Origin of the sequence: Vibrio sp. HI00D65 (assembly GCF_001635455.1) — a bacterium.
GTDB lineage: Bacteria > Pseudomonadota > Gammaproteobacteria > Enterobacterales > Vibrionaceae > Vibrio.
The window spans coordinates 1-340 of sequence record NZ_LWEH01000146.1 but is presented as its reverse complement, the minus strand read 5'-3'; the positions used below and the strand labels follow the sequence as shown (position 1 = coordinate 340).

Here is a 340-nt window from a genome sequence, read left to right as displayed (position 1 = left end):
AATTCTCCGCCTGATTCTCGCCGCGATCGTTTTGATGGTCGCGTTCCGCATGTTCTTGGGCCTGTTCTACCAGCCCGACGAAATCTACACGCTGTATCCGCTGTGAGAGTGCTGCTGCTCCTGGCTTTCGCGTTTGCGCTCATGGGACAGCGCGATCCCATCCTCGTGCCCGAGGTCAGCCAGCACGAGGTGCAGGTGCGCCAAGGCTTTACCGGCACCGAATTGCTTTTGTTCGGCGCCGTACTCGATCCGCAGGGTCGCGCGGCGGGCAGCGACTACGACATCGTGGTCGTCCTCAAGGGACCGTCCGAACCCGTGCGCCTGCGCGAGAAGGAACGGT

The 340-nt window shown here is 62.1% G+C and carries 1 protein-coding gene; it reads left to right on the top strand.

Annotated features, from left to right (window positions below; genetic code table 11):
* Nucleotides 1–108: 108 nt before the first annotated feature.
* On the top strand, nucleotides 109–340 hold a 232-nt coding region (locus A3712_RS26755; RefSeq protein ID WP_197465822.1), incomplete at its 3' end, for a TIGR02186 family protein.